This window comes from Devosia ginsengisoli (assembly GCF_007859655.1).
GTDB classification, from domain to species: domain Bacteria; phylum Pseudomonadota; class Alphaproteobacteria; order Rhizobiales; family Devosiaceae; genus Devosia; species Devosia ginsengisoli.
Window position 1 is genome coordinate 1,532,423 of sequence record NZ_CP042304.1, and the last position, 25,455, is coordinate 1,557,877.

A 25,455-nucleotide genomic window follows, 5' to 3' on the forward strand; every position below is an offset into this window, starting at 1 on the left:
CGTCAGTCCGCCTGTCGCTTGGCCCATGACCGCATGGCGGTGATGAGGTAATCGGCAAAGCCCGGCTCGATGATCTCGTAGCGCGCCCGGAAATCGGGATGCTCGTAGATATCGGCCAACCCGGCATAGGCCGCGGGCGCGCATTCCCGGCCCCAGGACTGCGCAACCCAGGCGCGGTGGCGCTCGATCATCGGATCGAGGCTTGTCGCCTGTGGCGGAATACCCCGGCGCAGGCCTTCGGCCAGCCCCTGCTCTACTGCTTCGAGTTCCTTCATCGCGACAGCCATCTCGTCCTGGCTCATATCCGCCATGGCCTTGCGGCTGCGCTCGATCTGCGCCTCCATATCGCTGCCGTAACGGTCGATGAGCCACTGTTCGTAGGCGGCCTGTTTCTCGGGCGATACCACGCCCGAATACAAATCTGCGTCCTTCATGGCGCGATCTCCTTTCAGTCTGGCGATCGTGCGGTCGATCGTCTTGACCATTCTGGCGTATCGCTCGGCCTGCTCCTCAAGCCGCTCACGCTGCTTCTGCAGCGTGGCCAGCTTGTCGAAGCCCGGCGCATCGAGAATGGCCGCGATTTCCGCGAGCGGAATATCGAGCTCCCGATGGATCAGAATCTGCTGCAGGCGCAGCAATTCCTCTTCGCCGTAATAGCGATAGCGATTGTCGCCAGTGAACGCGGGCTTCAGCAGGCCTATTTCGTCATAGTGATGCAATGCCCGCACCGAGATGCCGGCAAGCTGCGCCAATTGATTGACTGTGTAGGTCTTCATCTGTCCACGTCTCCGCAAGACAGGTGGATAGTCCCTCACGCCGCGTCAGGGTCAACCCGGAATGGCATCGGCGCGAGAAAGGCTCGCATTATTGTAGCGATCGTCCTGAGTCACCTCGACACCCACCCAGTCGGGCAGGGTCACGACCTGCGCCTCGTCGTCCAGTTCCACCTCGGCAAGCACCAGGCCCTCATGCCGCCCCAGGAACACATCGACTTCCCAGATCAGCCCGCCATAGGGCACCAGATGGCGCCGCTTCTCGATCACATGCGGCTCGGCCATGCCAAGCAGCTCGCGTGCATCGGCAACGGGGATTTCATACTCATATTCGGCGCGCGAAATGCCTTCCACCGCACCCTTGAGCGTCAGCACGGCTCGCATGTCGTCCGTAGTGCGCACCCGCACGGTCGCCTTGGCGTTCGATGACAGATAGCCCTGCCGCAGCAGCATGCTGCCGGTTGCCGCCGCCTGCCAGGCATCCGACATGACCAGAAACTTGCGTTCGATCTCCCGTCCCACGCTCAGAATCCGAAGGTCATCTGCCCGGCCGGTGTGCCCACCGACACGCCCTCCAGCTCCAGCATCCTGAGCTTGGATTCCGCCCCGCCCGGTGCCGAAAATCCGCCCGGCTTGCCGTCGCTGGCCAGCACGCGATGGCAAGGAATGATCAGCGGGATGGGGTTTGCGCCCATCGCAGCGCCCACTGCCCGCGACAGCGTCACGTCGCCCAGTTCCCGCGCCAGCGCACCATAAGTGGTGGTCGCACCCCAGCCGATCCTGACCAGCAGGTCATAAGCCCGGCGGTTGAATTCCGTCACGCCATGCAAATCCAGTGGGATCCCTGAAAAGTCCACCGCCTCTCCCTCGGCATAGTCCTCGATGCGGTTGATCACCGCCTCGATCGCCCGCGTCGGCTCGCCGGCCTGCGCCTTGTCGCGGTTGATCCGCTGCAACAGCGCTGCCCGATCCAGCCCCGGCAATTGCACACGCGCCACCCCGGCCTCGGTCCAGCCGATGCCGAATTCGCCCAAAGCCGTGTCGAAAATCGTGGTTTCCATCGCCCGACCTTATGATCGCAAAGCGTCGCTTTCCAGACCTAGCGCCCCGCTACTGACAGATCCTGTCGCCAGCATGGTTCATAGGCCCGAAAACCACCAACAGGAGCATTCCTATGGCCCGGATCGTCGGCTATATCGCAACCAGCCTCGATGGCTTCATCGCAACGCCCGACGAGAATCTCGACTGGCTCACCCAGCAACCCGATCTCAATCTGGGCGAGCACGACTATCGCAATTTCATCAAGACCATAAGCACCGTGGTCATGGGCCGCGCCACTTATGACTGGGTGGCAAAATATCCCGGCGAATGGGAGTATGCCGGCAAGCGGGTCATCGTCGTCACCTCGCGCCCTATCGATAATCCCAAGGGTCCGCTGGAGACCCGCTCCGATGTTCCGGCCCTGATCGACGAGCTTCGCGCCCTCGACGACGGCAATGTCTGGATGCTGGGCGGCGGCAAGTTGCAGATGGCCTTCATGGAGCGCGGCGCGCTCGACGAAATCGAGATCTATGTCATCTCCGAGATCATCGGCGGCGGCCTGCCGCTGTTTCCGCCGACGGGCTTGCGCGCCTCCCCCAAGCTGGTCTCGGCGCAGAGCTTCGGCACGGCCTGCGCGCGCCTCCACTATCGCTTCGACTGAAGCGCCGAGGGCCGCCCCGATGGGACGGCCCTCATTCAATTCCAGCGTATGGCTCAGCGCTTGAGCGCGTCACGCGCTGCGTCCTTGGCCTCGCCGACCTTCTGCTGAACCTTGCCGACAGCCTTGTCGAGCTTGCCTTCGGCCTGCAGCTTCTCATTGCCGGTCAAGCCGCCGGCGGCGTCCTTGAGGGCACCCTTGACCTGCTTGCCGGCGCCTTTGATTTCATCCTTGTGCATGACTGCCTCCTTGGGGCTGGTGTCGCCATGAGCAACGGCCAAGCTCGCGGGATGTTCCGTTAAATTGCTGTCATGTCGTACAAAATATCGGCCGGTCAAAGCGCAACCCCGCCGGCATTGGCCAAACCCGCAATGGTCTGCTACACGGCGCGCCATGCCCGGACCCATGCCCACCTTGCTCGACTACCATCCCCCGCTCGAGCCCTATCTCAACGTGCTCCATGTCGATGACGACATGCTTGTCGTCGACAAGCAGAGTGGCCTGCTGAGCGTGCCGGGCAAGGACCCGTCGCTGTGGGACTGCATCGAATATCGTGCCCGCCAGACCTGGCCCACGGCCGGCATGTGCCATAGGCTCGACAAGGACACGTCGGGCGTCCTCGTGCTGGCGCTCAACAAGCGCGCCCATGGCCGCATCGGCAGCCAGTTCGAGCATCGCAAGACCACCAAGGCCTATATCGCCCGCGTCGCCGGCATCATCGCGGAGGATAGCGGCCTGGTCGACCTGCCGCTGGCCACCGATTGGGAGAACAAGCCGCGCCAGCGCGTGGACTACGAAAACGGCCGCCCGTCGCAGACCGAATGGACCGTGCTGGAGCGCGAGGCCAACGCCACCCGCGTCCGGCTGCACCCGCTCACCGGGCGCACGCATCAGCTCCGGGTTCACATGAAGGCTATCGGCCATGTGATTCTGGGCGATGCCTTTTATGCCGACCCGGAAAGTTTCGCCGCCGCCGACCGGCTGCAACTGCATGCCGCCGAACTGGGGCTCACCCACCCGACGACAGGCGAATTCATGACCTTCGTCGCGCCCACGCCCTTCTAGGCTTCGCCGAGGTAACTCACCTCGATGCGCTGGAACAGATGGCCCGGCTTCATCGTATCGAGCCATTTGCGGAAATCGGCCACATCCTTGAACCCGGCGCGCCGCGCCTCGGCCTCGCTGACATCGGTAGGTTCCATGTCGGTGATGGCGCCGATCTGCAGCAGGCCTACCTTGGTCTTGAGTGTCCCGCCTGACTTGACCGACGGACGGCTCCAGCGCCGGAACACCAGGTCGACCTTGCCGGCTTTGATCTCTTCGAGCAGTTCGCGCTTGAGCAACATCAGTCCAGTACCGCCTGTGCCGTTATTTCGATCCGCAGGCCCTTGGCCAGCAATTCCTTGACCACCACCGTCGCTCGCACCGGATAGGGCTGGGTGGTGAAGAATTCGCGATAGACCGCGTTCATTCCGGCCGCATCGGCGCTGTCGATGAGGAAAATCTGCACCATCACCAGATTGGCCAGCGTGCCGCCCGCGGCCTGCACCGCGATCTCCAGATTCTGGATGCACCGTCGCGCCTGGGCCTCGATGCCGCCTTCCACGATCACACCCGTGTCAGGATCCTCGGCAATCGCCACCAGCCACAGATGCTTGCCGGCCCGCACCGCATCGTTGATGGGCGACGACGACGGCGCAATGCCGGTTTCAATCCGTTTGATCATGTGGCCTCCAACCATGGTGCGGGCGGCGGGACTTGAACCCGCACGGGGCTACCCCCTCCGGATTTTAAGTCCGGTGTGTCTACCATTCCACCACGCCCGCGTCGGCTCGCAGGTAGCATGGGGCGGAAGACGATGTCTAATGTTCCTCAAATGGAAACCGTGTCTTTTCCCATAGGTGGTCTACTCCCCACACTTTGGCCTTTTGCTCCTCTTGCTTTCGCAGCAAGTCCGCGATGGCCGGCCGGCCTAGGGCGCGCGTCGCTTGCACCAGCGCACCTAACTCTTCAGCCGGACCATGCTGGACCGCAGCAGAATTTGCCCCGCTGGCATCGTTGTTCAGGATAGAAAGGGCCTCTTCGAACCGCCCTAAAGCTATCAAGACGATGGCGTATCGCACTGGGTAATCGTAGATGGGGACCGGACCCAAGGGGCGCCCCATAATCTTGCTTGTCGCCTCCAGGAAGTCGAAAATAGTGTCAATCCTGCTGAGTTCTTCGATCGCCAGCCGACAATTGGCAAGGAAATCGGCCTCAAATCCTTCTTGGTCTATCTTGTAGCAGCTTTGCAGCCTGCTCCACACGAAGCCGCTCTGACCGCTGGGCACCGCAAACAGAGGGTCAGCGTAAAACAGTAGCCGCGGCCTTAGTCGATCACCGGTGCGATCGACATAAACGCCGCGCGCAAAATGCCGCACCGGCTTGATGACCAGATTGCGCCCAATCAGGACTAACCGGCTATCGGTATCCAGTAGTGGCGCAGTCCATGATCTGACTTGCTTAATGGTCGTCATCGTGACGGGTGATATTTGGCCGTATGACAATGACATAGATCGTAGCACCAGCGTACCGTTGGGCAAGACGCCTCATGTAGTCATTCAATTGGTCCGCCCGAAGACGGGCATTTCCGGTTTTGACTTCAAAATCACATATGACAGTTGGCCGCTCAGGCGGTCGCAGATCGACCACGTCCAGCCGACTTGTTCCCGCCCCCCCGTAAGGAGCGAGGTCACCAGAACCCCCAATGGAAAGCTCTGTGTAGACACCGCGATACATGAATGGGGAATCACGCTTCGCTTGTTCAACATTATTCTTGACTAAGTTGTGCAAAGCGATGCCGGCCCTTGGACCGCCGAAATCAGGTTGATCTGCTGCCAGCGCAAATGCTGCTTGGTCGGTCCATGATTGGACCTGCGGCAAGAGAGGGCAGGCGTCCCGAGCCTGTTCTGCCGTGAGGCTTCCAACGAAAATGGGCACGACCAACGGTTTGTCATCCGGTCCACCGTTTGGCGCAATGCCATTCGTCCAAGTCTTGTATGTGATGATCTGCGCGTCGGCGTCTCCCGCGCCCATCGCTTCAGGAGCGGCCCTAAACATCTCGTAGAGTGCCGACACCCCCGAGGCCAAAATGTTCAGACCGATCAAACCCGCAGTTGGAATAACCACCGGGCCGACGGGTTTGGGTTCCGGCTGGTTGGTCGGCCGGACATGCCCTGAATGCGGGTCTAGCGGGTCATTGAGGAATGCCATATGCCGCCGTGTCCGGACCACCCTTGGCCCAGCCGGAGACCATTTGCTTTGCAGGAGCGGCTCGTCATCCGCGCCAACATAGAAGGTCTGGGAACCGCCTTCCGTATGGACGCGAACCGTCTCGCCCGTCCGTAGCGTCACGACGTGTCCCACGTTCGCAGCAGCAAACGTTGAATTGATGCTTGTCCCATCGTTCAATAGGACAGTCGACGCTGCCAGGCTCCCGTCCGGTCGGCTCAGCGTATCGATACTCGCCCAAAGCACACCCGGATCGGTGTTGACCCGTCGCTCCCGCACCATCGCCAGCATGGCATCGGGCACGTTAGGATCGCCATAGTAGGGCTCCGCCCAGCAACGGCAGTTGGGTTCGTGGCCGGGATGACCATGCGCCGGCGGGCTGATCCAGGGGAATACGCGTCCGTTGAGTGCCGCATGCGTGGTACGAACACGGTCGTCGTCCGCTGTGCGCCAAGTGTAGTGCGTCGTCTGGCGGCCTGCGGGGAGCCGGTGAGCCAGAGACTCGACTGATGCCTCCGCATTAAGGCGCTTCGCCTCGTTCACCAGGGCGGCGATGCGCTCATATACCTCGGGCACACGACCGTGACGGACGTAGCTTTCAAATGCACCACGGCGAGCCGCGCTTTCCAGGCGCAGCCGCTTTTTCTCAAGGTCTTTTGGTAGCTGTCCCATGCCCCGCTCCAGATCAAAAATCTGGCCTCAGGGTCTCACAGCTTTGTCTGACGGGGATAAGTCGGCCGAGCCTCAGTCCGTCCCGCCGCTGATCGGGGCGACATAGGCCACATCAAGGTCCCACGGGAAGAAAATCCAGGTGTCCTGGCTGACTTCGGTGATGAAGGTATCGACCAGTTCGCGGCCCTTGGGTTTTGCGTAAACTGTCGCAAAGTGCGCGCCGGGGAGCATTTCGCGGACGACGCGGGCGGTGGAGCCGGTGTCGACGAGGTCGTCGACGATCAGTACTTTGCCGCCATTCTTCGCCACGTCGAGGATCGGCTGGCTGATGGGCTTGAGCACCTGGATGCCGCCCTGGTTCTGGTGATCGTAGCTCTTGACGGCCACGGTCTCGACCGTGCGGATGTTGAGTTCGCGCGCCACGATGGCGGCTGGCACTAGGCCTCCGCGGGCGATGGCGACAACCGCGTCGAACGTGCCCATGCCCGCCAGCCGCCAAGCCAGCGCCCGGCTGTCGCGATGGAACTGGTCCCAGGTGACGGGGAACGACTTCTGGTTCGGATTGTTCACGGTGGGAGCTCCTGGGCCGGCGCTGCCCCAGCGCCGGGATGAATGAGAAGCGTCGTGCTTAGCAAACCCTAGCCACCGCGCCAATCGCCGTGCGCGATTATGCCCAGCAAGTGCGCGGGTCAGTAAGCGTCATCAGGCAGAGCGATACCGGCCTTGCGATGCGCCTCGGTTACCATTTCGCGCACCTTGCCGGCTGCTTCTTCCAGGCGGGCGGCCTCGGACGAGCGCAGCACCAGCTCGGTCATCACCCGATCCTTGCCCATCTGAGGATAGCTGCCCATCTTGACGTCAGGATATTGCGCCTGCAGCGCGCCGAGCGGCCCGCCCAAAGTCCCCTCGCCCACCGCGGCCCTGACGGCCACCGACAGGACCTTCTTGCCGCCCTTGAGGACCGGCACCAGCGCCTCGAGCATGGCCCGCATGATGACAGGCACGCCGGCCATGACATGCACATTGCCGATGCGGAAGCCCGGCGCGGCGCTGACGGAGTTGACGATGAGCGAAGCGCCTTCGGGAATCCGCGCCATGCGTAGCCGGGCCTCGTTGACCTCGGTGCCGGTTTCCCTCCAGCGCGCTTCCAGCATGGCGCGGGCCTCGGCATGGATCGGCAAGGCCACCCCGAACGCCTTGGCAATGGCGTCGGCGGTGATGTCGTCATGCGTCGGCCCGATGCCGCCAGTGGTGAACACATAAGTGTAGCGGGCGCGCAGGGCGTTGACGGCATCGACGATATCGTCGGTCTCGTCGCTGACCACGCGCACTTCCTTGAGGTCGATCCCCAGATCGGTGCAGAAATCGGCGGTGGCGCCAATATTGACGTCCTTGGTACGTCCCGAAAGGATTTCGTCGCCAATGACGAGGAGACCGGCGGTAACGGTGTCTGGACTGGGCATGGGAGATTCCGTGGCTTGCTGCCTGCCAGCAATGCCCCTGCGGGATATCGGCGTCAAGCGAGCGCCCCACCCTTCCAATATCAGGGGCAAGCGACTAATTTGAGCGTAATTCTCCGGAGTCCCGCATGATCACCTTCGTCGATGCCCCCGCCAAAGCCCGCCGCACGCCCGGCGTCATTCCGCTGCATGGCACGGAAGGCTTCGAAGGCATGCGCAAGGCCGGGGCGCTGACGGCGCAGGCGCTCGACATTCTCACCGAATATGTCGAGCCGGGCGTGCCCACCGCCACCATCGACAAGGTCGCCTATGAATTCGCGCGCGATAACGGCGCCGTGCCGGCCACCATTTTCTACAAGGGCTACCGCCATTCGCTCTGCACCTCGATCAACCACGTGGTCTGTCACGGCATTCCCGACGAGCGCCCGCTGCGCGACGGCGATATCGTCAATGTGGACCTGACGCTGGTTGTCGATGGCTGGCATGGCGATTCCAGCCGCATGTATCCGGTGGGGGAGATTTCGCGGAAGGCCGAGCGGCTGATCGAGATCACCTATGCCAGCCTCGAAGCCGGCATTGCCGCAGCCCAGCCAGGCAAGACCACCGGCGATATCGGCGCCGCCATCCAGGCCGTGGCGGAGGGCGAACGCATGAGCGTGGTGCGCGATTTCGTCGGCCATGGGCTGGGCAAGCTGTTTCACGATGAGCCCAATATCATGCATTTCGGCACGCCGGGCACTGGCGTCCCGCTGAAGCCCGGCATGATCTTCACCATCGAGCCGATGATCAATCTCGGCCGCCCGCATGTGAAAATCCTGTCCGACGGCTGGACCGCTGTCACCCGCGACCGCACCCTGTCGGCGCAGTGCGAGCATTCCATCGGCATCACCGAAACCGGCTGCGAGATTTTTACGCTGTCGCCCGGCGGGCTGTTCAACCCCATGGCCGTGCGGGCAGCATGAGCAAGGAGCGGCGCGACGCGTTCGCCGAAGCCAGCTATCCGGCGCCGGACATCCCCCAGCAGGCCGACGACCATGCCGGCCATCGCCAGCGCGTGCGCGAACGCTTCCTCAAGGTCGGGGGTGACGCGCTGGAAGATTACGAATTGCTCGAACTGGCTTTGCAACTGGCCATTCCCCGTCGCGACACCAAGGCCCTGGCCAAGGCGCTGCTGCGCGAATTCGGTTCCTTCTCCGGCGTGTTCAATGCCAGCCAGGCGCGGCTGGAAAAGGTGGAAGGGCTGGGCGCCACCTCGGTCGCCCATATCAAGGTCATCCAGGCCGTTGCTGCCCGCTTCGGGCGTGACCGGATCGACAACGAACAACCGATCCTCGGCTCCTGGAGCCAGTTGATCGATTACTGCCGCAGCCAGATGGCCTTCGAAACCATCGAGCAGTTCCGCATCCTGTTTCTCGACAAGAAAAACCGGCTGATCGCCGATGAGGTGCAGCAGACCGGCACCGTCGATCACACCCCGGTCTATCCGCGCGAGGTCATCAAGCGGACGCTGGAGCTTTCGGCCACCGCGCTGATCCTGGTGCACAACCATCCGTCCGGCGATCCCTCCCCGTCATCGGCAGATGTGCGGATGACCAGGGAAATATCGGACATAGCCAAGCCCCTGGGGATAACTTTGCACGATCACATCATTATCGGGAAGTCGGGCCACGCCTCGCTGCGCGGCCTCAAGCTACTCTGACTTCTCCGTGGCGGCCGCCGGGTGGTTCGTGCCGGTGAGACGGTCGAACGTCTGCCGCACGCTGCGTATCGCCGCCTTGAGCTGCGGATTGGCCTTGATGGCGGCCCGTGTCTGCTGGAAAACCCGGTGCGCCTTGACGATGACCGCGCCTTGCGGCGTCAGCCCGATATAGTGCTGGCGCAGCGGCGCCTGCACATTGCACCAATGCCGCTTCTCGTCGGTGAAGCCGCTGCCCATGTCGAACACGCTCATGCCCTGGTCGAACACGGTCTGCATCACCCGCAGCAGGCACTGCTTGCCCGGCGACCCGTTCTGGATCGCAGGATCGTCGCTCATCGAGGAGATGAGGCAGAACATGCGGTCATTGTGGACCACATTGTAGCGCACCGCGACTATATCGCCGTTGAGCCGCAGCACATGCAGCCGCACATCGACGCCGGACCCGGCCTTGGCCAGGTCGTGGTAGAAGCCGATCAGCCCGTCGCGCACGAAGGTATCGCGGATCCCCATGGCCTTGAAGCGTGCCGAGCGCTGGATGAACATGGTCTCGATGGCGCAGGTAGTGTCGCCACCATTGCGCACTTCCTCGAAGCTCACCGCGCCCATGGCGTTGAGCCGATCACCCTGCTGCCGGTCATGCTTGCGGCGCGACTTGCTCCGCTGCAGGCGGTCACATTCTTCCCAGCTGGAATATTCCGAACGATAGAGCGTTTCGACAGCCAGGGTATCGCCCAGTTCATCGAACAGCCCGCTATAGCCGCCGACCTCGGTCGGAATTGAGCGGAGATAGACCACGTCACCGCCTTCGAGGCGGCTGAACATGGTCTTCCACAGCAGGCTGCGTGATAGCGGGTCGAGGGCGGCAAGGCGGCCATAGCTGGAGACGGGCGCATAGCAGCCGACATTGGCCCCCGGAAACCAGGTGAAGACCGGCACGCCATTGACGCGTTTGCGGTGCAGCGGCAGCAGCGCCACGGCCTCGCCATCGACATATCCCACCACGTAGCGCTGGTCTGCCCGCGCTATGCCGTGGTGGAGCAGCCAGGCGTGAATGAAGTCGAAGTTCTGGCCGGGCGACTCGATGCCGCCGGCCTGCAAACGCCGCCAGGTTGCTTCCACCGCTTCAAGGTCATCGGTGATCTCGGCAGTAATTTCGCCGGCCACCCGACTGGCCATTGGCTCGCCGCCGGTGACAGCCCGATTGTCGAGCAACGGGGATGTGATTTCAAAGGCAGGCATGAGAACTCCTTGGGAGTGCACTCTGCCTCAGGCGAAGTAAACCCAAGTTCAACATCTCACGCGCAAATCGTTATGCAGCGCAAAAACGTTTGAAGGTTAAGCTGGACTTACCGCTAGCCGAAGGTTGCCAGTACAGGGAAAGTCTCGAGGAACCAGTAGGACAGGCGCGTGAAATTGCCAGTGAGGAACAGCACGCCGGTCACCACCAGCAGCCCGCCCATGACGCGCTCGACCGTATGCAGATGCTTCTTGAAGCCCTGGAAGAAGGTCAGGAACGGCCCGATGGCAATACCGGCCAGGAAGAACGGCACGCCCAGCCCGAGCGAATAGATGCCCAGCAAACCGGCCCCCTCCCACGCCGTGTCACGGCTGGCGGCAACCGACAGCACCGCGGCCAGCACCGGCCCGATGCAGGGCGTCCAGCCAATGGCAAAGGCCAGTCCCAGCAGGAACCCGCCAAGCGGTCCGCTGGCCATGCCCGGCCCCTGATGGCGCAATTGCCGGTCCAGCAGGCCGATGCGGTAGACGCCGAGAAAGTGCAGGCCCATGGCGATGATCAGCACGCCGGCAATTGGCGTCAGGATCGGCAGCGCCTGCCGGAAGGCCTGCCCGAAAGCGGTGGCCGTAGCACCCAGCGTGACGAAGACCACGGCAAAGCCGAGAATGAAGAACAGCGAGGTGAAGGCCACCCGCCGTTGCAAAGCGGCGGCACCGGCATCATCGGCGCGCAACTGGTCGAAGCTCGCCCCGCTCATATAGGTGAGATAGGGCGGCACCAGCGGCAGCACGCAAGGGCTGAGAAAACTCAGCACGCCTGCGCCGAATACCAATGGCAGAGAAAATTCCACGAGGCCGACGCTCCTATTGCGCGGTGGTTGTACCGCCTCGGACTGACAAAGCAACGCGCCCAGTGTCGCATCGCCGCTTTGTGATCGCCATGGCAAAGCGCCGCCTGTGATGCGGTTGTCGGATGCGGACCGCAAGTGCGGCCGCGGGTGGGCGGACCCCGAGACGGCTTACGTCTCTGAGATAATTTTTAGTGAGACGCTCGCCGTCTCGGGGTGCCGGTTTTTGGAGCAGTACGGGGGTCGCGCACACGCTTCCGCCCGGACTCGGACCTGTGCGAGCAGCGAAGCCGCACCCGGCGCCTTCCGCCACTGTTCGCCTGCAGGCCGCCCATGCGGAGGATGGGTGGAGGATACGCGCGATTTTGGGGAGGGGGATAAGATGGATAGGTCTGTGCGTGTGGCTTACCCCCACCCTCACTCCCTCCCCACAAGGGGGAGGGAAGCCTGGCCGGTGCTTGCGAAAGCATCGAGTGAAACTCGGAACGTGGTCATGCGCCTCCCTCCCCCTTGTGGGGAGGGAATGAGGGTGGGGGTGTCGAGGGTTCCGCAGACTCCGAGTTACTGGAGCGCTCGACACCCCCACCCTGCTCGATCACGGACTTAGCTGGCGCTAAGTCCTATCTCGCTTCCCCTCCCCACAAGGGGGAGGGTGGGTCCGGTGGTCGTCCCCAATAGTGCCTCGGCCTGGGTCCCGGCTCGAGGCCGGGATGACATCGGGGGTGGGGTGGGATGGTGCCACGTTCCACCGCGCGTCGATGGCCGCAGCGGCGCTTGTGCCGGCAGGGCAAAGCCGACTACTCTGTGCTCGTTTCCGGCACGGAGCGGTTGTGATGGTCAAACCATTGGCGACGATCCTGGTTGTGCTGACGCTCTTTGTGGGGCCGGCGGCGTTTGCCCAGGCGGTTTCATCTCCCGAGCCCGCCGATCCCCTACCGGGGCAGTCCGGCGGAACCTATGCCGATCTCGTTCAACTCGTCGCGCCGGGAATTGTCCTCGACGGGGACGCCTATACGGGCGGCCATTCGCTCGACATCAGGCACCTGGCCGGCTGGGACGAAGGCGTGCCTCTGCCCGAAGCCGGGCATCTGCACATCTCGGCCCTGCCCCTCGATTCCCGGCTGGTCTTGCTGCTGGATTTCGGTCCGACGGAGTATGACGTCGCCGAAATCGCCATCCTCGCGCTGTTCGATCTCGCGGATGTGCCGCGCCTGCTCGACGCAGCCAATGCCGGCGCCCAGCGTTGGACCGGCTTCTTCGAACCGGCCCATATTCCACTCGGCGACGATGCCGGCCTGCTGCTGACGCAGAGTACGCATTTCAATTCCAGCCAGGGCTACGCGACCTTGACCCTGACCCTGGCACGGGATGGCCGGTTCGAACTGATCGACATGGTCTCGACCCTCAGCGAAAACCTCTGCGCCTATGAACGCACCCAATCACTCGATGTGAAACCGGCGGCGGCCGAGCCCCTGGCCGATATCATGGTCGTCGTAACCGACGAAACCACGCCCCATGCCGAAACCTGCTCCGACGCCGCTCCCGAGCCGGGCACCAACGAGATTGCCGTGACCTATCATTGGGACGCTGCAGCGGGGCGCTACACGGCTGATTCAGACGCATTCGACGTGCTGGCGCGCGAAAACGAGGCACGCTTCTGAACGCTTATCCGACGGATAGCTAACCGGGGCACACTTGCCCCCTGCCCGCTGCGGCCCTATAGCAGCCTCGTTCCCCACGCGGCTGAGGTGCCCTCCCCATGACCACCCGTCCCATCCGCATTGCTCCCTCCATTCTCTCGGCCGATTTTGCCCGGCTCGGCGAGGAGATTGCGTCGATCGACGCCGCAGGCGCGGACTATATCCATGTCGATGTGATGGACGGGCATTTCGTGCCCAATATCAGCTTCGGCCCGCTGGTCATGGCTTCGGTGCGCAAGCGCACCGCCAAGCCCTTCGACGTGCATCTGATGATCGCGCCGGTCGATCCCTATGTGGCGGCCTTCGCCAAGGCCGGCGCCGATATCATTACCGTCCATGCCGAAGCCGGCCCGCATCTGCACCGCACGCTGCAGGCCATCCGGGCCGAGGGCAAGAAGGCTGGCGTGGCGATCAACCCGGCGACGCCTGTCTCGGCGCTGGAAAACGTCATCGGCGACATCGACCTGCTGCTGATCATGTCGGTCAATCCGGGCTTTGGCGGCCAGAGCTTTATTCCGCAGAGCCTTGCCAAGATCAGGCAGGCCGCTGCGCTGATCGGCAATCGCCCTATCGATCTCGAAGTCGATGGTGGCATTACATCAGACAATGCCCGCGACGTCGCGGCGGCCGGCGCCAATGTGTTCGTCGCTGGCTCCTCCGTCTATCGCGGCAATGACGCCGCGACCTATGGCCCGCGTATATCAGCCATCCGCAATGCTGCTTCGAGCCGCCTCGCCTGACTCAAATTCTGAACCGGAAAGCCCAAGCCCATGATTCCGCGCTACTCCCGCCCCGAAATGGTCGCCATCTGGTCTGCCGAGACGCGGTTCGCCATCTGGTTCGAGATCGAGGCGCATGCGACCACCAAGCTGGCCGAACTCGGCGTGGTGCCCAAGGAGTCGGCGCAGAACATCTGGGACGTGATGAATGCCCGCAAGGCCGAGAAAGGTGACTACGGTTTCGACGTGGCCCGCATCGACGAGATCGAGCGCACCACCAAGCATGACGTCATCGCTTTCCTGACCCATCTCAGCGAGATCGTCGGGCCCGATGCCCGTTTCGTGCATCAGGGCATGACCAGCTCGGACATTCTCGACACCACGCTTTCGGTGCAGATGGCCCGCGCGTCGGACCTGCTGATAGCGGATGTCGATGCCCTGCTCGCCGCCCTCAAGCGCCGCGCTTTCGAGCACAAGAACACCATCACCATCGGCCGCAGCCACGGCATCCATGCCGAGCCGACCACGTTCGGCGTCAAGCTGGCCGAAGCCTATGCCGAATTCAGCCGCAACCGGGCGCGTCTGGTCGCGGCACGGGCGGAGATCGCCACGGCGGCCATTTCCGGCGCCATCGGCTCCTTCGCCAATATCGATCCGCAGGTGGAGGAATATGTCGCCGAAAAGCTGGGGCTGAGCGTGGAACCGGTCTCGACGCAGGTCATCCCGCGCGACCGCCATGCCATGTTCTTCGCCACGCTCGGCGTCGTCGCCAGTTCCATCGAGCGCGTTGCCATCGAAATCCGCCACCTGCAGCGCACCGAAGTGCTGGAGGCCGAGGAATTCTTTTCGCCCGGCCAGAAGGGCAGCTCGGCCATGCCGCACAAGCGCAATCCCGTGCTGACCGAAAACCTCACCGGCCTTGCCCGCCTGGTGCGTGGCATGGTGACCCCGGCGCTGGAAAACGTCGCGCTGTGGCATGAGCGCGATATCTCGCACTCCTCGGTGGAGCGTATGATCGGCCCCGACGCCACGGTGACGCTGGATTTCGCGCTGGCCCGCCTGACCGGCGTCATCGACAAGCTGGTGGTCTATCCCGAGAACATGCGGAAAAATCTAGACCTGCTCGGCGGGCTGCATAATTCCCAGCGCATGCTGCTGGCGCTGACCCAGGCCGGCTATAGCCGCGAAGACAGCTATGCCGCCGTGCAGCGCAACGCCATGAAGGTGTGGGAGCATCGCGGCGACCGCGCCGGACTGTTTGCGCAGAACCTCAAGGCGGACCCGCAAGTGACTCTTGATGATGCACAAATCGACGCCATGTTCGACGATGCCTACCACCTCAAGCATGTCGATACGATCTTCAAGCGGGTGTTCGGCGAGGCGTGATGGCAATCACCTACGCTCAGGAAACCGGGCTCACGGCTGAAGACTATGTCGGCGTTATCGGCCAGACGATCATGCGCGACAGGCGGCCGCTGGCCAATACGGCGCGTATCCAGGCCATGCTCGACGGTGCCAATTTTGTCGTCACCGCCCGCGATGACGATGGCACACTGGTCGGGCTTGCTCGCTGCATTACCGACCATGCCTGGATCTGCTACTGCGCCGAACTGGCGGTGCGCGACAGCCATCAGGGGCAAGGCATCGGCCGGGCGATTCTCGACAAGGCCGCCGAACTGCTCGGGCCGCGCATCGGCCTCACGCTGATGGCCGACGAGGAAGCCGTGGGTTTCTACCGGAATATCGGCATGGAGCCAGCCAACGGTTTCTGGCGGCCGAGGAGCGATCGCTCATGAAGATTTCCGAATGCGACATTCTCATCCTGCCCGGTCTTGGTGGCGGTTCGCCTGGCCATTGGCAATTCCGCTGGGCCGAGCGCATGGCCAATGCCGCCATCGTCGAACAGGCCGACTGGAACGAGCCCGAACTCGATGACTGGGTCGATACCATCGACCAGGCTTGCCGGTTGACCACGCGGCGGGTTGTGCTGGTGGCCCATTCGGTGGCGGTTTCCGCCGTCGCCCATGCCGCCCAGCGCCTGCCGGACAATGTGCGCGGCGCCTTCCTGGTCGCGCCGACCGATGTGGAACTCAGCCCCGCCATACCGCCGGAAGTGGCGCCGTTCCGGCCCATTCCGCGCGATCCGTTCCCCTTCCCCTCCATGGTGGTCGCCTCCACCAACGACGTCTATTGCAGCGTCGATCGGGCAGTGGAATTCGCCACCTGCTGGGGTTCGGATTTCCATCTGGCCGGAGAGGCCGGCCACATCAACCTCGCCTCGGGCCACGGCCCCTGGCCTGAGGGCCTGCTGATGTTCACCCGCCTGATGCAGAGGTTGCGATGAGCTACGAGCTGGTATCAGGGACGCCTAGCGTCGAGGATTATCGCCGGCTGCGCCGGGTCGCGGGGCTGAGCGAGAAATCGCAGGCGGCGGCCGAGGCTGGACTGCCCAATACCTGGCATGCCGTGACCATCCGGCATGATGGAAGCACGATCGGCATGGGCCGGGTCATCGGCGATGGCGGCACCGCATTCCAGATCGTCGACATCGCGGTCGAGCCCGAGCACCAGGGCCAGGGGCTCGGCAAGCGGATTGTCGCTGCGCTGGTCGATCACCTGCGCGCCCATGCCCCGGCCAGCGCCTATGTGAGCCTCATTGCCGACGGCGATGCGCAATATCTCTACGCCAAATACGGCTTCGCACCCGTCATGCCCGAATCCATCGGCATGGGAATGCGCATCGGCTGATCGCCATCGCTCTGCCGCAAATGCGCCGACCTGCCCCAAATCTTGGCGAAAATGCTCACCGGCAGCATTAAATCTTCTTAACTTGAGGATAGGCCCAGCCGCGCCTAAACCACCTGTCGCTGGTTTGGAGACGCCGGCGGGACCGAGAGAGCCCGCGACGCGACGGCCCCCGAAAACCGGCCAACAGGACCGCGCGCGGCCCGATCCGTCTCATGGAGACATCATCATGCGCAAATTCATCATTCCCGCTTTCATCGCCCTGCTTGTCGCCGCTCCCGGCGCAGCCTTCGCGGCAACGGCAGCACCCGCCGCCACGGGGGACCAGACCATGGCGGGCACGGTCAAGTTCTTCAGCACTACGGCCCGCTCGCTCGAGCTGGCGGACGGCTCCTGGTACTACCTGCCGATCGGTTTCAAGGCCCCGGACCTGAAGGCGGGCGACAAGGTGACGGTACACTGGAAAATGGATGGCACCGCCCATGACGTAACGGCCATCGACGTCGGCTGATCGCCGCCAAGAAAAAGGGGAGCCGGTGCAATACCGGCTCCCCTTTTCATTCAGCGCGGGCGATCAGCCTTCGGCGGCGATCTGCTCGTTGGCGACATTCACCAGGCTCGCCATCTTCTGGCGAATCACGTCCTCGCCGATGGTGAGGCCCTTGGCCTGGAGATCGGCGGAAACCTTGCGGAACACGTCCTCATCGCCGGCTTCCTCGAAATCGGCAGCCACCACTTCGGCGGCATAGGCATTGGCCGCGTCGCCGGTATGGCCCAGCAGTTCGGCAGCCCAGATGCCGAGCAGCTTGTTGCGGCGGGCTTCCGCCTTGAATTTCTTTTCGGCGTCGAAGGCGAACTTGGCCTCCTGACCCTTCTGCCGATCCTCGAACTGGCTCATGCAAACTCTCCCGCTTGTCTCTGTCAGTGTCGCCGCTTCGGCGTCGCCAATCGACATAGGGGGTCTGGCTTGCCAAATCAACGTCCGGCGCTGCGACCTTATGCACCGTGCGATGGGTGGCTATCCCGGTCCATCATGCAAAAGAGCTTGCATTTTTGCTCACTTCTGGCGCATGAAGCGGCCGAATTCTCCCCTCCTCCAACGGTCCCGGATTCCCAATGAACCGTCGTCGCAAAATCTATGAGGGCAAGGCCAAGATCCTGTTCGAAGGTCCCGAGCCCGGCACTCTGGTTCAGTATTTCAAGGACGATACGACCGCCGGAGACGGCGCGCGTCACGAAATCATCGATGGCAAGGGCGTCCTCAACAACCGGATTTCCGAGTTCGTCTTCACTCGGCTCAACGGGTTGGGCATCCCGACTCACTTCCTCAAGCGCATCAACATGCGCGAGCAGCTGATCAAGGAAGTCGAGATCATCCCGCTCGAGATCATCGTGCGCAACTATGCCGCCGGCTCGCTGGTCAAGCGCCTCGGGCTCGAGCCGGGCACTCAGTTGCCGCGCTCGATCATCGAATTCTGCTACAAGGACGATGCTCTGCATGACCCCATGGTCAGCGAAGAGCATATCACCGCCTTCGGCTGGGCCACCCCGGCCGAGCTCGACGACATCATGAGCCTGGCCATCCGCGTCAACGACTTCCTGACCGGCCTGTTCATGGGCGTCGGCATCCAGCTCGTCGATTTCAAGATCGAATGCGGGCGCCTCTATGAGGGCGACCTGATGCGCATCGTGCTGGCCGACGAGATCAGCCCCGACAGCTGCCGGCTGTGGGACATCAAGACCCGCAACAAGATGGACAAGGACCGCTTCCGCGAAAACCTTGGCGGGCTGATCGAGAACTACCGCGAAGTCGCCCAGCGCCTGGGCATCCTGGTCGAAACCGACAATGCGCTGACCACCGGTCCGCGTCTCGTCCAGTAGTCTTCTCGTTTAGGGTATTGCCATGAAAGCGCGTGTCACCGTCACCCTCAAGGCCGGCGTCCTCGACCCCCAGGGCCAGGCGATCGAAGGCTCGCTCAAGAGCCTCGGCTTTTCGGGTGTTGCAGCGGTGCGTCAGGGCAAGGTCTTCGACCTTGTCCTCGACGGAACCGACGAGGCGGCAGCGCGTTCCGCCCTCACCAGCATGTGTGAAAAGCTGCTGTCCAATACCGTGATCGAAAACTACGCGGTCGAAATCTCAAATTAACGCCTTCGGGCGATACTTCATGTCGCGCCGCGCACTGGCGCAGGACCACACAGCCATGTTCAAAACCATTTCCCTCTCGGTCATGTTCTTCGCCACCCTTGGCCTGCTTTTCGCAGCTTACGCCTCGGTTCCGGTCTAGTCAGGGCGCTTTGCGCCTGAGGATCTGCAGCGGCCCCGTTTCGGGACCGACCTGCGCCAGCAGCGCATAGCCGGACAGCATGACGGCGATCTGGGGGTCCTGGCTCGCCCAGCCGATCCAGTCGAACTGGTCTCCACCGGCAAGGATGATATCGGGCGGATTGGCCAGCATATCGTCCCTCAAGCGGCTTCGCTCATAGGTTTCCAATGCCGCCATCTCCTGCACGACAGCAGGGTCGGTGGTGGCAATGCGCTGCCTGACGGCACCAAGCGTGATCCACAGGCATGGTCCGGAATTGACCAGCGTCCCACCGAGGTCGCGGTGCAGCGGGCTGGCGATCTCCAGTTGCGATGTAAGGTTTGCGATTTTGAGGCCGGGGCCGAGCGGCGCCAGCACCTCCAGTGCTTCATTGCGCAAGCTGTTGCCCTGAATGGCGTGAATGCCGGGCGCAGCCAGCAGGCATACCGCCAGTACAATCGGAATGGCCTTGCCCCTGCCCTGCGCGTTGCGATCAACGAAGCATTGCGCAAAGACCAGGCCGAGCAGCAGTTGCGTGGGCAGCAGGTGATAGACAAACCCCTTGCCCTGCACCAGGTAGGCGAGAAAGAAGCCCAAGGCCGCCGCGACATATTGGCCATTGGGGCCGCTGACCATCTCGCGCCGGTAGAGCAGCACAAGGCCGGCCAATAGCAGCCAGATCGGCACCAGCGGCAGTCCGAACACCAGCGAGACCAGCGACGCCCGGTCCGCCAGATAGGCGGTCGAGGCCAAAGGCAGCATGGTGCTGAAAAAGCTCGGGAACCAGACCCAGACGGTAAGCCAGTAGGCGATGAGCACCAGTCCGGCCAGCACATGCTCCGGATTGAAGATAGCGCGCCAGGACCGAGCCCTGAATGCGCTGTAGAGAGCAACGAGCAGGATCGGCAGGGCGAAATGCGGCTTGATGGTCATGACCAGGCCTGCAGCCAGCCCGGCAATCGCCATATGGGCAAAGGCCGGTGTCCGGCCGGTGCTGCGCAAGGCGCTGACGGCAAGCAGCGGCAGCAGCAGGATGACGGCAATATGCTCGCGTTCGCCGAAATTCTGGCCCGGCAGAGTGGTCAGGGCAGTGCTGGCGACGAGCCACCAGGTGCCCGTATTCGACACCAGCCCGCCACGGCGCAGGATGGCAGTGCCGATTGCCAGAGCAAGCACAGCCAGCAGCAGCACCGCAGCAACCACGATGGGTTCGGCCGGCACGCCGATGGCCTGGGCCAGCGCCACGAAGGGCAGGTATAGCAGCGCCGACATCGGCGGATTGAGCTCGTAGATGTCGATATAAAGGTGCTGGCCCGCCAGCATGCGCTCGCCGACGGTCAACAGCCACGAGACATCGGGATTGAGCCCACCCACCATCTGGATGGCGAAGGCCAGCAGGATGACCGCCGCCACCGCCAGTCGAAGGGCAAGCGGCATCTAGACGACCCCGATGGCTGCGTATTGAGCACCCAAAGGCAGGTTGGTGAGGAAACTCTCCAGCCGTCGCGCCCATGGCGCCGCGGTGGGCAGGAAAAGGAAGTTCTCGATGGAGGCATCGGAAAAGCCGGCCTCCAACATGGTGCGGCGTGTACGACGCTGCGACAGCAGGACCGCATCGGCGTCGAATGCGCAGCGGGCCACGGCCAGCCGCGTGAGCGGGTTGAACGGATTATGCTCGATCACCACCGCGATCCCGCCCGGCCGCACCGTGCGGCGCATCTCGCGAAGAAAGGCCTGCCACTGGGCTGGCGGCACGTGGTGCATGACGCAGACCGTCAGCACGATATCGAATTGCCCATCGGCATAGGGCAACACATCGTCGGCACTGGTGTCATAGCGGGCGAAGCTATTCTCGCGCCGCGCCCGCTCCACCGATTTGTCCGATACGTCGCAGCCGGTGATCGTACCGAACATGCCTTGCAGATGGGGATGCAGCCGCCCGACGCCGCAGCCGATATCGAGCAGACTGAGCGCATCGGAATCGGCGAAATGCCGGCGCGTGATCCTGGACAGCAGGTCGGCCTTGGCCGCCATGAAGAAATCATGCCGCAGGCCGGAAAAGCTGATCGACTCCTCGACTATGCTCTCGTAGCCGGCCTGGATTTCGTCGAACTGCGCGTCGCTCATGCGCTCGCCCGCTTCCCGGCCGTCTCTTCCGCTTCGAAACCGATCTTGCGGGAGACGACATAGAGCGGCCGCCGCTTCACTTCGGCATGGATGCGGCCGACATAAAGCCCCACGACACCGGTCAGCAGCATGTTGACGCCGCAGAGCAGAGAAATCACCACGATGGTGGACGCCCAGCCATCGACCAGTCCGTCCGTCCAGAACAGCGCCCGCAACAGCACGTAGATACCGTAGGTGAGCGAGCCTGCCGAGACGATCGCCCCGGCCCAGATGGCAAGCCGCAGAGGTGCGTCGGAAAAGCTGATAATGGCACTGGCGGCAAGGCTCAGCATCTTGCGCAGCGGGTATTTGCTGACGCCTGCTGCCCGCGCTTCCCGCTCATAGGGCACCGACGCCTGGCGGAAGCCGATCCAGGCGAACATGCCGCGCACATAGCGATTGGTTTCCGGCAATTGCAGGAAGGCATCGACCGCCGCGCGATCTACCAGCCGGAAGTCGCCGACATCGTGCGGAATGTCGATCGCCGCCAGTCGGTTGATCAGCCGGTAGAACAGATGCGCGGTCGCGCGCTTGAGCGGGCTTTCGGCAGCACGGGAAATGCGCTGCGCGTAAACGACCTCATAGCCCTCCCGCCACTTGGCGATCATGGCGAGGACGGTTTCGGGCGGATCCTGCAGATCGGCATCCATGATGATGACGGCCTGGCCGCGCGCTGCCTCGAGACCAGCGGTGATGGCGATCTGATGGCCGAAGTTTCGTGCCAGGCGCAGGTAGCAATAGCGATCATTCTCGCGCGCGAGATTGGCAAGGAAGACCGGGCTGGAATCGCTGCTGCCGTCATCGACGAAGATGACTTCGGCCGGCCCGTCCACCTTGGCCAGCAGCCGTTCCAAGCGACGCAGAAGCAGCGGAATGACGGCTTCTTCATTGTAAACCGGGATGACAAAACTGTAGATTATCTCGCCCATTTCGCACCCCGAAGCCCGCGGTTACCTTCGCTTTCAAAGTTTAATCCGCGTTTAACTTCGGTCCCGCCCACGTCCCTTTTATTCGCCGCGCCCAAGAGTGAGTCGCCTAAACCGTGCTAACTTTGGCTGGGCGCTCTAAGACTGAGTCCGATTTGGTCATCAAGACTGAGTCGAAATGCGCCAGTTTCCAGCGAGACTGAGTCGACTTTGCTAAACCGTTGATTTTTAATGTTATTATTAGACTGGCAAGTTGAGTTTCTGCGCACAATTGGTAGCTCTCGTCAGATTGCGTGTGCATGAATGCCACCAGCGGGTTGAACCACGCGGCAGCTTTGCGCCCACCCACAGCGATTTCCTAAAAGCTGCCGTCACGAGAGGCTGTGCGGGTGGCTCAAGAGGGGTGGGAAGCCGCCATCTCGATCACTCAATTTATCGGCAGATATGCACCCTATGCGGCCATTCCAGCAACCACAGTTGATGACCTAGGCAGACAGTTCGAGCAGCGTCACAGGGGTTCCCAGACGGCCGCACTATTCGAAGCCGCGGCCGTCGACTCACGCGTTACCAATCGTCCCACCAGGTCGAGCCGCATAGGGGGCAGGTCGGCACCCTCTGGGGGTTGCTCCATCCTGGCACGGATGATCTGGACTGCAGCCGCGCCCATCTCCCGATGCGGGGAATGAATGGTCGTCAGGCGGGGGGAAACTCGGGCGGCGATGGGGTAGTCGGCAAAGCCAACGACCGAAACCTGTTCAGGCACCTTTATGCCCAGCCGCAGCAGCTCGGAGAGGACGGTGACAGCGACCCCGTCATTGCCGCAGAAAAACGCCGTCGGTTGGAAATCTGCGGCGAGCAGCGGCTCCATCAGGGTGCGGAAATCGCCCGCCTCGTCGTCGTCGGGGAAGGAGAGTTCACGCAGGCTGGTCCCTTCGGTTTTGGCAATTGCCGCCGCAAACCCCTGCAGTCGATCGATGCGGCCGGGATAACCCGGGCGTCCATGCACATAAACAAAGGCACGATGTCCCAAGCGCAGCAGATGGTCCGCAACGACAGCCATCGCCTCACGATCGGCGGCCCCGACCTGATCCATGGGATAGAGGGCATGGGGCGCAGGACCAATGCGAACGCAGGGAATACCGGTCACGCGCGCCGCCTCGATCATCGCGTTGTCCTGCGGCCCGACGAGAATGAAGCCGGCGGCGTTGTCCACCAAGCGGCCCGGCAGGGTGGCATCGTCGGTAAAGCTTCGCTGCACGACCCCGGTAGCTTCGAGCATGTCGAAACCAGGGTCACACCGGTGCATCCGAACAATCGACACGATCTGCTCATGGATTTTCGGGCCAGGAATGCATTTGGCGGAATGATCCTTAGTACCGCCAGAGCGTCATATCTGAACTCTGACTGCTCAATCGTCACCTGGCATATTCTTGGATAGAACAGATTCGGCGCCCCTAACTCGGCCAGGCAGCGGTGCGTGCAGTGCTCTAGGCAGGAGGCCAATGAACCGGCCGTGGCCCAGGTCGGTATTCCGAGGCCCCAGACCAGGCTTGGCGGAGAACGTGGTCGCCAGTGCAGCAAGACGCTTTCTGCAGTACCGGAAAGCACGGCAGGATGCGTTTCCGCCCTCGACCGCTGAACCACACGATGCGGCGTCTGCCTACGAGCCTGCCGTGCAGGGATCGATGCTGGCATCGCTGGAACAATGAGGGCAGCTTCCACCGCGATGAATTGCCGGACCTCAAGGCGCATTTGATCCTCGCCAATCCCGTCAATATCTCTGATTGGGTCTACGGGCCGTTACTGTCCGCAGAGGCTGTCTCGCGAGATCGAAAGTCGGATCGTCAGGCCCTCGGTGTCCCAACGGCGGGACATCTCACCACCTAGTTGCCGCTCAACCGTGGCGCGCGCGATCTGGCTCCCAAATCCCGCTGTTTCAGCGGGTGTCACGGGTGGTCCGCCCCGTTCGATCCAAGTGAGCATGAATTGCTCCTCTACTACCTCACAGTTGATGTCCACATAGCCCTCGGGCGATGAGAAAGCCCCGTACTTGGCGGCGTTGGTTGCGAATTCATGCACGAGCAACGCAAGGCCGGTCAGGGATGGACCCACAATGACAGCGTCTGCCCCGTTGATCGAGACCCGCTCTCGTCCATCGTCGGTCTGATCGTTGTAGGGCTGCAGAACCATTCGGATTAAAGTGTGCAGGGTCGTTGACTGCTCGTTTAGAGGCGCATCCCCCGGTCCTCTTGGTAGGATAAAGGCGTGGGCCTGTGACAACGCATTCAACCTGTCGCGCACCGCCTCTACAAGGCCCTCCACGCTGTCTGCAGATCGTGAACTGAGAGTAACCACGCTGCTGGCCAGTGCGAACAGGTTTTTGATCCGATGGTTCATCTCCTCGAGGAGCAATTGCTGCTGCTCTTCGGCACGCCTGCGGTCGGTTATGTCGCGAGCAATCTTGGACGCCCCTATAACCTTGCCCTGCGGATTTTTGATGGGCGAGACCGTCAATGAGATTTCGACTAGGCTTCCATCCTTGCGCCGCCTGATAGTCTCAAAATGTTCAATGCGCTCGCCCCGTCGAATGCGGGCTAGAATGTCCGGCTCCTCGTGTTGCCGATCAGCAGGGATGAGAACCATCACCGGCAGGCCGATTATCTCGTCCGCTAGGTATCCGAAAAGCCGCTCCGCTCCCCTGTTCCAACTGGTGATAACGCCGTTGAGGTCTTTCGAGAGGATGGCATCGTCTGATGCTTCCACGATTGCGGCAAGTTGCTGTGCTGCGGCATCGGCCTGGTGACGCGCGGTAATGTCCATCAGCATGTTCACCCCGCCAATGAGGTTGCCAGCACGGTCAAATAGCGGGGTGGGATAGGGAAGGAAATGGACCCGTGTGCCATCAGGACGTTCGGCAACGGCCTCCAGTCCCCGATTGGGCCTCCGTTCCGTGAGCGCCAAGGCCATTGGGCACTCGTTGTGCGGCAGGGGTGTGCCATCTGGCCAGAAGAGTTTCCATGAACCGCAGAACTCGCTATTGCCAAGCTCGGGACGAACACCCCAAAGCGCGGTAGCAGCTTCGTTGTAGTATGTGATGTGCCCCGCTGCGTCGGTGGTGTAGATCGCGGCAGGCAGCGCCTCCAGCAACTCTTCAAGCTGCCGCCCGGGTGCACCCAAGGGGAGCATAGAGCGGAATAATTTAGCGGAGGCTGGGGCCTGTTTCATGGCTATAAATGTAT

Annotated in this window: 31 protein-coding genes and 1 tRNA gene; 13 read left to right on the forward strand and 19 right to left on the reverse strand. The window is 62.6% G+C overall.

From position 1 onward, the window contains the following. Positions 1-2: 2 nt before the first annotated feature. Genes FPZ08_RS07630 through FPZ08_RS07640 form a run of 3 tightly spaced genes read right to left on the reverse strand, consistent with a single transcriptional unit; the run spans position 3 to position 1,834 of the window. Positions 3-776, reverse strand: a complete 774-nt coding sequence (locus tag FPZ08_RS07630) for a MerR family transcriptional regulator (RefSeq protein ID WP_146289419.1) — start codon at positions 774-776, stop codon at positions 3-5. 51 nt (positions 777-827) lie between these two features. Further along, a complete protein-coding gene (locus FPZ08_RS07635) occupies positions 828-1,295 on the reverse strand; it encodes a CYTH domain-containing protein (RefSeq protein ID WP_146289420.1) in 468 nt (155 codons plus the stop codon). Between the two features lie 2 nt (positions 1,296-1,297). Next, the gene (locus FPZ08_RS07640; RefSeq protein ID WP_146289421.1) at positions 1,298-1,834 is read right to left on the reverse strand and encodes a methylated-DNA--[protein]-cysteine S-methyltransferase; all 537 of its coding nucleotides are present in this window, start codon (positions 1,832-1,834) and stop codon (positions 1,298-1,300) included. 113 nt (positions 1,835-1,947) lie between these two features. Between FPZ08_RS07640 and FPZ08_RS07645 the strand changes: the two genes are divergently transcribed. Then, complete coding sequence (locus tag FPZ08_RS07645) at positions 1,948-2,475, forward strand: dihydrofolate reductase family protein (protein ID WP_146289422.1); 528 nt, start codon at positions 1,948-1,950, stop codon at positions 2,473-2,475. A 53-nt stretch (positions 2,476-2,528) separates the two neighbouring features. Here FPZ08_RS07645 and FPZ08_RS07650 read toward each other — a convergent pair whose 3' ends face one another. Continuing rightward, positions 2,529-2,711, reverse strand: a complete 183-nt coding sequence (locus FPZ08_RS07650; RefSeq protein ID WP_146289423.1) for a CsbD family protein — start codon at positions 2,709-2,711, stop codon at positions 2,529-2,531. Positions 2,712-2,865: 154 nt separating this feature from the next. On the opposite strand from FPZ08_RS07650, the gene FPZ08_RS07655 reads away from it, so the two are divergent. Further along, a complete protein-coding gene (locus FPZ08_RS07655; protein WP_146289424.1) occupies positions 2,866-3,537 on the forward strand; it encodes an RluA family pseudouridine synthase in 672 nt (223 codons plus the stop codon). Here the strand turns inward: FPZ08_RS07655 and FPZ08_RS07660 are convergent. The 7 genes from FPZ08_RS07660 to FPZ08_RS07690 all read right to left on the reverse strand — a co-directional run bounded on the left by FPZ08_RS07660 (position 3,534) and on the right by FPZ08_RS07690 (position 7,877). Further along, positions 3,534-3,818 carry an ASCH domain-containing protein gene (locus FPZ08_RS07660; protein ID WP_146289425.1) on the reverse strand — a complete coding sequence of 95 codons (285 nt, stop codon included), beginning with the start codon at positions 3,816-3,818 and terminating at the stop codon, positions 3,534-3,536. The genes FPZ08_RS07655 and FPZ08_RS07660 overlap by 4 nt on opposite strands. Further along, on the reverse strand, positions 3,818-4,198 hold the full coding sequence (locus FPZ08_RS07665; RefSeq protein ID WP_146289426.1) for a RidA family protein: 381 nt from the start codon (positions 4,196-4,198) through the stop codon (positions 3,818-3,820). The genes FPZ08_RS07660 and FPZ08_RS07665 overlap by 1 nt, the downstream gene beginning before the upstream one ends. Positions 4,199-4,212: 14 nt before the next feature. Then, positions 4,213-4,298 (reverse strand) — tRNA-Leu (locus FPZ08_RS07670). Positions 4,299-4,334: 36 nt separating this feature from the next. Next, on the reverse strand, positions 4,335-4,988 hold the full coding sequence (locus tag FPZ08_RS07675) for a hypothetical protein (RefSeq protein ID WP_146289427.1): 654 nt from the start codon (positions 4,986-4,988) through the stop codon (positions 4,335-4,337). Then, positions 4,975-6,414 (reverse strand): phage minor head protein, encoded by a 1,440-nt coding sequence (locus tag FPZ08_RS07680; protein WP_146289428.1) that lies wholly within the window; start codon positions 6,412-6,414, stop codon positions 4,975-4,977. The genes FPZ08_RS07675 and FPZ08_RS07680 overlap by 14 nt, the downstream gene beginning before the upstream one ends. Before the next feature lie 72 nt (positions 6,415-6,486). Continuing rightward, a complete protein-coding gene (gene gpt, locus FPZ08_RS07685; protein WP_146289429.1) occupies positions 6,487-6,984 on the reverse strand; it encodes a xanthine phosphoribosyltransferase in 498 nt (165 codons plus the stop codon). A 119-nt stretch (positions 6,985-7,103) separates the two neighbouring features. Next, positions 7,104-7,877 (reverse strand): competence/damage-inducible protein A, encoded by a 774-nt coding sequence (locus FPZ08_RS07690; RefSeq protein ID WP_146289430.1) that lies wholly within the window; start codon positions 7,875-7,877, stop codon positions 7,104-7,106. Positions 7,878-8,002: 125 nt separating this feature from the next. Between FPZ08_RS07690 and map the strand changes: the two genes are divergently transcribed. Together map and radC are read left to right on the forward strand one after the other, a co-directional pair. Beyond that, on the forward strand, positions 8,003-8,836 hold the full coding sequence (map, locus tag FPZ08_RS07695) for a type I methionyl aminopeptidase (protein WP_146289431.1): 834 nt from the start codon (positions 8,003-8,005) through the stop codon (positions 8,834-8,836). Next, positions 8,833-9,573 (forward strand): RadC family protein, encoded by a 741-nt coding sequence (radC, locus tag FPZ08_RS07700; protein ID WP_146289432.1) that lies wholly within the window; start codon positions 8,833-8,835, stop codon positions 9,571-9,573. Before map ends, radC begins: the two co-directional genes overlap by 4 nt. Here radC and FPZ08_RS07705 read toward each other — a convergent pair. After that, a complete protein-coding gene (locus FPZ08_RS07705) occupies positions 9,565-10,812 on the reverse strand; it encodes a GNAT family N-acetyltransferase (protein ID WP_146289433.1) in 1,248 nt (415 codons plus the stop codon). The two genes, radC and FPZ08_RS07705, sit on opposite strands and share 9 nt — an antisense overlap. Before the next feature lie 113 nt (positions 10,813-10,925). Then, on the reverse strand, positions 10,926-11,660 hold the full coding sequence (locus FPZ08_RS07710; RefSeq protein ID WP_146289434.1) for a cytochrome c biogenesis CcdA family protein: 735 nt from the start codon (positions 11,658-11,660) through the stop codon (positions 10,926-10,928). Between the two features lie 830 nt (positions 11,661-12,490). On the opposite strand from FPZ08_RS07710, the gene FPZ08_RS07715 reads away from it, so the two are divergent. The 7 genes from FPZ08_RS07715 to FPZ08_RS07745 all read left to right on the forward strand — a co-directional run bounded on the left by FPZ08_RS07715 (position 12,491) and on the right by FPZ08_RS07745 (position 17,332). Next, complete coding sequence (locus FPZ08_RS07715) at positions 12,491-13,318, forward strand: hypothetical protein (RefSeq protein WP_146289435.1); 828 nt, start codon at positions 12,491-12,493, stop codon at positions 13,316-13,318. 98 nt (positions 13,319-13,416) lie between these two features. Further along, on the forward strand, positions 13,417-14,097 hold the full coding sequence (gene rpe, locus FPZ08_RS07720; protein ID WP_146289436.1) for a ribulose-phosphate 3-epimerase: 681 nt from the start codon (positions 13,417-13,419) through the stop codon (positions 14,095-14,097). A 30-nt stretch (positions 14,098-14,127) separates the two neighbouring features. Then, on the forward strand, positions 14,128-15,462 hold the full coding sequence (gene purB / locus FPZ08_RS07725; protein WP_146289437.1) for an adenylosuccinate lyase: 1,335 nt from the start codon (positions 14,128-14,130) through the stop codon (positions 15,460-15,462). Continuing rightward, complete coding sequence (locus FPZ08_RS07730; protein ID WP_146289438.1) at positions 15,462-15,872, forward strand: GNAT family N-acetyltransferase; 411 nt, start codon at positions 15,462-15,464, stop codon at positions 15,870-15,872. Before purB ends, FPZ08_RS07730 begins: the two co-directional genes overlap by 1 nt. Further along, positions 15,869-16,420 carry an RBBP9/YdeN family alpha/beta hydrolase gene (locus FPZ08_RS07735; protein WP_146289439.1) on the forward strand — a complete coding sequence of 184 codons (552 nt, stop codon included), beginning with the start codon at positions 15,869-15,871 and terminating at the stop codon, positions 16,418-16,420. The genes FPZ08_RS07730 and FPZ08_RS07735 overlap by 4 nt, the downstream gene beginning before the upstream one ends. After that, a complete protein-coding gene (locus tag FPZ08_RS07740; RefSeq protein ID WP_146289440.1) occupies positions 16,417-16,824 on the forward strand; it encodes a GNAT family N-acetyltransferase in 408 nt (135 codons plus the stop codon). Before FPZ08_RS07735 ends, FPZ08_RS07740 begins: the two co-directional genes overlap by 4 nt. 226 nt (positions 16,825-17,050) lie before the next feature. Continuing rightward, positions 17,051-17,332: a DUF1344 domain-containing protein gene (locus FPZ08_RS07745; protein ID WP_146289441.1), complete on the forward strand. Its 282-nt coding sequence runs from the start codon at positions 17,051-17,053 to the stop codon at positions 17,330-17,332. 63 nt (positions 17,333-17,395) lie between these two features. Here FPZ08_RS07745 and FPZ08_RS07750 read toward each other — a convergent pair whose 3' ends face one another. Continuing rightward, entirely contained in the window at positions 17,396-17,719 is a 324-nt protein-coding gene (locus FPZ08_RS07750; RefSeq protein WP_146289442.1) for a DUF1476 domain-containing protein, read from the reverse strand. A 218-nt stretch (positions 17,720-17,937) separates the two neighbouring features. Here FPZ08_RS07750 and purC point away from each other — a divergent pair, with 218 nt between their 5' ends. Both purC and purS read left to right on the forward strand, forming a co-directional pair. Continuing rightward, positions 17,938-18,702 carry a phosphoribosylaminoimidazolesuccinocarboxamide synthase gene (gene purC, locus FPZ08_RS07755; RefSeq protein ID WP_146289443.1) on the forward strand — a complete coding sequence of 255 codons (765 nt, stop codon included), beginning with the start codon at positions 17,938-17,940 and terminating at the stop codon, positions 18,700-18,702. Between the two features lie 22 nt (positions 18,703-18,724). Then, positions 18,725-18,967 carry a phosphoribosylformylglycinamidine synthase subunit PurS gene (gene purS, locus FPZ08_RS07760; protein WP_146289444.1) on the forward strand — a complete coding sequence of 81 codons (243 nt, stop codon included), beginning with the start codon at positions 18,725-18,727 and terminating at the stop codon, positions 18,965-18,967. Positions 18,968-19,106: 139 nt separating this feature from the next. Here purS and FPZ08_RS07765 read toward each other — a convergent pair whose 3' ends face one another. The 5 genes from FPZ08_RS07765 to FPZ08_RS07790 form a co-directional block, all read right to left on the reverse strand. Next, on the reverse strand, positions 19,107-20,561 hold the full coding sequence (locus FPZ08_RS07765; RefSeq protein WP_146289445.1) for a hypothetical protein: 1,455 nt from the start codon (positions 20,559-20,561) through the stop codon (positions 19,107-19,109). Then, complete coding sequence (locus FPZ08_RS07770; protein ID WP_146289446.1) at positions 20,562-21,251, reverse strand: methyltransferase domain-containing protein; 690 nt, start codon at positions 21,249-21,251, stop codon at positions 20,562-20,564. Beyond that, the gene (locus FPZ08_RS07775) at positions 21,248-22,219 is read right to left on the reverse strand and encodes a glycosyltransferase family 2 protein (RefSeq protein WP_146289447.1); all 972 of its coding nucleotides are present in this window, start codon (positions 22,217-22,219) and stop codon (positions 21,248-21,250) included. The genes FPZ08_RS07770 and FPZ08_RS07775 overlap by 4 nt, the downstream gene beginning before the upstream one ends. A gap of 505 nt (positions 22,220-22,724) precedes the next feature. Further along, positions 22,725-23,495 carry a LacI family DNA-binding transcriptional regulator gene (locus FPZ08_RS07780; RefSeq protein ID WP_186767244.1) on the reverse strand — a complete coding sequence of 257 codons (771 nt, stop codon included), beginning with the start codon at positions 23,493-23,495 and terminating at the stop codon, positions 22,725-22,727. A 521-nt stretch (positions 23,496-24,016) separates the two neighbouring features. Beyond that, positions 24,017-25,441 carry a PAS domain S-box protein gene (locus tag FPZ08_RS07790; protein WP_146289450.1) on the reverse strand — a complete coding sequence of 475 codons (1,425 nt, stop codon included), beginning with the start codon at positions 25,439-25,441 and terminating at the stop codon, positions 24,017-24,019. Positions 25,442-25,455: the final 14 nt, after the last annotated feature.

Coding starts and splice junctions, on each gene's coding strand:
- FPZ08_RS07630 (WP_146289419.1), bottom strand. CDS start 776: ATGAAGACCTACACAGTCAATCAATTGGCGCAGCTTGCCGGCATCTCG.
- FPZ08_RS07640 (WP_146289421.1), bottom strand. CDS start 1,834: ATGGAAACCACGATTTTCGACACGGCTTTGGGCGAATTCGGCATCGGC.
- FPZ08_RS07645 (WP_146289422.1), top strand. CDS start 1,948: ATGGCCCGGATCGTCGGCTATATCGCAACCAGCCTCGATGGCTTCATC.
- FPZ08_RS07650 (WP_146289423.1), bottom strand. CDS start 2,711: ATGCACAAGGATGAAATCAAAGGCGCCGGCAAGCAGGTCAAGGGTGCC.
- FPZ08_RS07655 (WP_146289424.1), top strand. CDS start 2,866: ATGCCCGGACCCATGCCCACCTTGCTCGACTACCATCCCCCGCTCGAG.
- FPZ08_RS07660 (WP_146289425.1), bottom strand. CDS start 3,818: ATGTTGCTCAAGCGCGAACTGCTCGAAGAGATCAAAGCCGGCAAGGTC.
- FPZ08_RS07665 (WP_146289426.1), bottom strand. CDS start 4,198: ATGATCAAACGGATTGAAACCGGCATTGCGCCGTCGTCGTCGCCCATC.
- FPZ08_RS07675 (WP_146289427.1), bottom strand. CDS start 4,988: ATGACGACCATTAAGCAAGTCAGATCATGGACTGCGCCACTACTGGAT.
- FPZ08_RS07680 (WP_146289428.1), bottom strand. CDS start 6,414: ATGGGACAGCTACCAAAAGACCTTGAGAAAAAGCGGCTGCGCCTGGAA.
- FPZ08_RS07690 (WP_146289430.1), bottom strand. CDS start 7,877: ATGCCCAGTCCAGACACCGTTACCGCCGGTCTCCTCGTCATTGGCGAC.
- map (WP_146289431.1), top strand. CDS start 8,003: ATGATCACCTTCGTCGATGCCCCCGCCAAAGCCCGCCGCACGCCCGGC.
- radC (WP_146289432.1), top strand. CDS start 8,833: ATGAGCAAGGAGCGGCGCGACGCGTTCGCCGAAGCCAGCTATCCGGCG.
- FPZ08_RS07705 (WP_146289433.1), bottom strand. CDS start 10,812: ATGCCTGCCTTTGAAATCACATCCCCGTTGCTCGACAATCGGGCTGTC.
- FPZ08_RS07715 (WP_146289435.1), top strand. CDS start 12,491: ATGGTCAAACCATTGGCGACGATCCTGGTTGTGCTGACGCTCTTTGTG.
- rpe (WP_146289436.1), top strand. CDS start 13,417: ATGACCACCCGTCCCATCCGCATTGCTCCCTCCATTCTCTCGGCCGAT.
- purB (WP_146289437.1), top strand. CDS start 14,128: ATGATTCCGCGCTACTCCCGCCCCGAAATGGTCGCCATCTGGTCTGCC.
- FPZ08_RS07730 (WP_146289438.1), top strand. CDS start 15,462: ATGGCAATCACCTACGCTCAGGAAACCGGGCTCACGGCTGAAGACTAT.
- FPZ08_RS07735 (WP_146289439.1), top strand. CDS start 15,869: ATGAAGATTTCCGAATGCGACATTCTCATCCTGCCCGGTCTTGGTGGC.
- FPZ08_RS07740 (WP_146289440.1), top strand. CDS start 16,417: ATGAGCTACGAGCTGGTATCAGGGACGCCTAGCGTCGAGGATTATCGC.
- FPZ08_RS07745 (WP_146289441.1), top strand. CDS start 17,051: ATGCGCAAATTCATCATTCCCGCTTTCATCGCCCTGCTTGTCGCCGCT.
- FPZ08_RS07750 (WP_146289442.1), bottom strand. CDS start 17,719: ATGAGCCAGTTCGAGGATCGGCAGAAGGGTCAGGAGGCCAAGTTCGCC.
- purC (WP_146289443.1), top strand. CDS start 17,938: ATGAACCGTCGTCGCAAAATCTATGAGGGCAAGGCCAAGATCCTGTTC.
- purS (WP_146289444.1), top strand. CDS start 18,725: ATGAAAGCGCGTGTCACCGTCACCCTCAAGGCCGGCGTCCTCGACCCC.
- FPZ08_RS07765 (WP_146289445.1), bottom strand. CDS start 20,561: ATGCCGCTTGCCCTTCGACTGGCGGTGGCGGCGGTCATCCTGCTGGCC.
- FPZ08_RS07770 (WP_146289446.1), bottom strand. CDS start 21,251: ATGAGCGACGCGCAGTTCGACGAAATCCAGGCCGGCTACGAGAGCATA.
- FPZ08_RS07775 (WP_146289447.1), bottom strand. CDS start 22,219: ATGGGCGAGATAATCTACAGTTTTGTCATCCCGGTTTACAATGAAGAA.
- FPZ08_RS07780 (WP_186767244.1), bottom strand. CDS start 23,495: ATGCTCGAAGCTACCGGGGTCGTGCAGCGAAGCTTTACCGACGATGCC.
- FPZ08_RS07790 (WP_146289450.1), bottom strand. CDS start 25,441: ATGAAACAGGCCCCAGCCTCCGCTAAATTATTCCGCTCTATGCTCCCC.